The following is a 3,488-nucleotide window of genomic DNA, read 5'->3' on the forward strand; positions in this document are numbered from 1 at the left end:
TACAATAAAAATTAGGATAAAATTGATAATGTTCATAGTTATTACTTGAAATGTAGATAGAGATACTTCTGAATTAAGGTTCAGGGTTTTCCTGTGAAATGCTCCGCAAACATATCGCTTAGTGAAACGTTGTTCATGTTATCATCAGTGGATAAAATTTACTAGAGGTTAACAAATGCCGGATGATTTAGTACCATTTATTATCGGTATAAGTATTTTGATTCTTTATTTAGTATTCTCAGCTATGACTGAAATGGGAACAAAATGGTTTGGTAGGAAAAAAAATGATTAATACTGTTGCTCTAGCTGTTCCTGAAAAAAGAATTGTTTTCTATAATTTGAATTGGCAGAAATACCAAAAAATTCTTGAAGCTCTGGGAGAAAGTCGTACAGCCAGAATTATATACGATCGAGGAATATTGGAAATTACTATGCCTCTGGAAGAACATGAATTTGCTAGAGAAATAATTGGTTTATTTATCAGAATTTTAGTTTTTGAAATGGGGTTAAAAATTAAAACTTTGGGTTCAACAACTTTGAATTATCCAGAATTGGATAGAGGCGCAGAACCGGACAATTGTTATTACATTCAAAATCAATCAAAGGTGGCAGGGAAAAAAATTGATTTAACTCAAGACCCACCGCCTGATTTAGTAGTAGAAATTGATATTACTCATACCGATATTAATAAACTTAATCTTTATGCCAGTATGGGAATATTAGAATTTTGGCGCTATGACGGAGAAGTTTTATTAATTTATCAACTGCAAAATCAAAAATATGTTGAGGTTGAAACTAGCCCTACATTTCCTAATATTGAGAAAGCAATATTTTATGATTTTATCGAACAATCAAAACTAGATGAAGTAGAAGCAGAGAAAAAATTAAGAGCTGATTTGGGGAATTAATAATTAATAATTAATAATTAATAATGACTCATTAGGTGGGTGAGCATAAATAAACGCAACATTATACCTATTACCATGCATTATTGCTATATTTGCGCAATACTTCAGTTATTAACTAATTAGCAGAATTTGAATCATTTTTATGCTAATTTTAGCTAATTTAATATTCATTATTCTTATGTTTTCTTCTCCCTGTACGGACGTTGCATGCAACATCCCTACCTACTCCCCTACTCAACAAAATGTAGAAAAGTTTTTGAGAAATGGTATTGGAGGGCGATTTTTTAGAAATCGAATACGCTTTCGTTTCGGTTAAACCTGTCGCTAAAATTTTTTTAACGTTTAATTAGACCTACCTGCTTAATAATTAGGGTTTGCTGAAAAAGTCTTTTTTAAGGAGTAGGGGAGTAGGGGAGTAGAGGAGTAGCAAAGTAATTTTTTTTTTGCCCAACTTTTGCCTAAAATGGTAATTTTTTGAGCATTAAGGGCTAAAAATCAGGTACTTTTTCAAGACCTAAAAAGGCTAAAACCAATATCAGTAAATGCTTTGATATTTAATCACCAAACTCTAATTACTTCTCCTGAAAATGGAAAGGTTGCTTTTACGCAGACCCAAAATTAATAGCTGTTAACGAAGTTCCGACCTAGGAGGCTAGCTAATAGCTGTTTGCGCAGCATTCCGGAGGAAATGCTTACGATTAATTAAACTGATAATTTTTTTTGTTGTTATTGCGCTACTTATTAAGGTTAGGACATTTCTAAACTCTGTTAGCGGAGCTTTTCCACAGGAAAAACCCTTTAATAGTTTACTATTTCCTATTTCCTATTCCCTAGTGCGTAGCGCTATAAAATACAAAAGTCAAAACTGAATTAAAAATTAAAATGAATAGTACTGAAAAAGCAAAAAAACACCAAAACAAAATTCAGCGAGTGGGTATCATTGGTGGGGGTCAGTTGGCATGGATGATGGCGGATGGTGCTAAAAAATTGGGAGTAGATTTAATTATTCAAACTCCAGAAAAAGATGACCCGGCAGTATCTATAGCAAAAGATACTATTTTAGCAGAAATTGATGATGTTCAGGCAACTGCTAAGTTAGCAAATAGTTGTGATGTAATTACTTTTGAAAATGAGTTTATCAATATAGATGAGTTGTCACTTCTGAGAAAAAAAAATGTAATATTTCGTCCTAGTTTATCAGTGTTTAAGCCCTTATTAGATAAATATGAACAGTTATGTTATTTACGAGATTTAGGTTTACCTATTCCGAAATTTTGGGAGTGGGAAACAGAAGTTGAGGCAATAAATTTTCCTCTAGTATTGAAAGCACGTCGTCATGGTTATGATGGTCATGGTATTTCTGTTATTCAGGATATTAATAGTTTAAAATCTCAGGGAAATTCAAATATTTTCATTCAAGAATTTATCCCTTTTGAACGAGAAGTTGCGATTATTGCTGCTCGTTCAGTTACTGGTGAAATTAAAGTTTATCCTGTGGTAGAAACACAACAAGAAAATCAGGTTTGTCGGCGGGTTTTTGTATTTGATGAAAATTTAGAATTAGTTCAAGAAATTCAAGCGATCGCTCAAACTCTCCTAAATAGTTTAGAAGTTGTAGGAGTATTTGGTATTGAATTATTTATTACTAAAGATAAAAAAGTTTTAATTAATGAAATTGCTCCGAGAACTCATAATTCTGGTCATTACACTTTGGATGCTTGTGAGACCTCTCAATTTGAACAGCATTTACGGGCAATTTGTGGCCTTCCCCTAGGTAGTACTAATCTCAAAGCCAGAGGAGCAGTGATGGTAAATTTATTGGGTTATGAATTTGGGGAAAATGACTACTCCCTTCAACGACAAAAGTTAGCTGAAATTCCTGATTCCTCAGTCTGGTGGTATGGCAAAACAGAATCTCGTCCAGGACGAAAGTTAGGTCATGTAACAGTATTGGTGCATGAAGAAAATTCGACCAAGTGCCGTCAAGAAGCTGAGGCGATCGCCCAGAAAATTGAAAGTCTCTGGCAGAGTCAAAAGTAGGGGAGTAAGGGAGTAGGGGAGTAGGGAAGAAACCAAAATACATTTGAGGCGATCGCCCAGAAAATTGAAAGTCTCTGGCAGAGTCAAAAGTAGGGGAGTAAGGGAGTAGGGGAGTAGGGAAGAAACCAAAATACATTTGAGGCGATCGCCCAGAAAATTGAAAGTCTCTGGCAAAGATAAAAATAAGTGTCAAGGCTCCAATTTATAATTTTCGACTTTTGACTTTCGACTTTTGACTTTCTTCATAGGGGATGACATAAAAAAAATAATCGCTATAATAGTCACTAGGTTCTACTACGACGTTGGTGACTGCCAAAAATGTTTTTTTGACCTACAAATCAAAAAACATTGGGAATCTAGATGCTCGAGTGGCAGTAAACTGGGCTTGTACCCAGAAACTTTAAACTTGGGCCAAGACACCCACCTGGTATTATCCAGGTCAAAAGCTGAGGTAAGACGGCGTTGTGGTGAACTATTTTTTTTGGGAAGGAAGAAGGAAGAAGAAAGAAGGAAGAAGGAAGAAGAAAGAAGGAAGAAGGA

2 protein-coding genes and 1 other RNA gene are annotated in these 3,488 nt (G+C 34.6%); all 3 read left to right on the forward strand.

Going from position 1 to position 3,488, the window contains the following annotated elements; genetic code table 11:
* Window positions 1–284: 284 nt before the first annotated feature.
* Entirely contained in the window at window positions 285–908 is a 624-nt protein-coding gene (locus AC3DU7_RS28910) for a Uma2 family endonuclease (protein ID WP_488042705.1), read from the forward strand.
* A gap of 882 nt (window positions 909–1,790) precedes the next feature.
* On the forward strand, window positions 1,791–2,948 hold the full coding sequence (locus AC3DU7_RS28915) for a 5-(carboxyamino)imidazole ribonucleotide synthase (RefSeq protein WP_488042706.1): 1,158 nt from the start codon (window positions 1,791–1,793) through the stop codon (window positions 2,946–2,948).
* A 288-nt stretch (window positions 2,949–3,236) separates the two neighbouring features.
* Window positions 3,237–3,423, forward strand: a non-coding RNA gene (gene ssrS / locus AC3DU7_RS28920) — 6S RNA.
* The last annotated feature ends 65 nt before the right edge of the window (window positions 3,424–3,488 follow it).

It is taken from the genome of Okeania sp., assembly GCF_983059655.1.

What these genes read in the sequence shown, in the direction of transcription:
- AC3DU7_RS28910 (WP_488042705.1), top strand. Translation starts at nt 285, where the DNA reads ATGATTAATACTGTTGCTCTAGCTGTTCCTGAAAAAAGAATTGTTTTC.
- AC3DU7_RS28915 (WP_488042706.1), top strand. Translation starts at nt 1,791, where the DNA reads ATGAATAGTACTGAAAAAGCAAAAAAACACCAAAACAAAATTCAGCGA.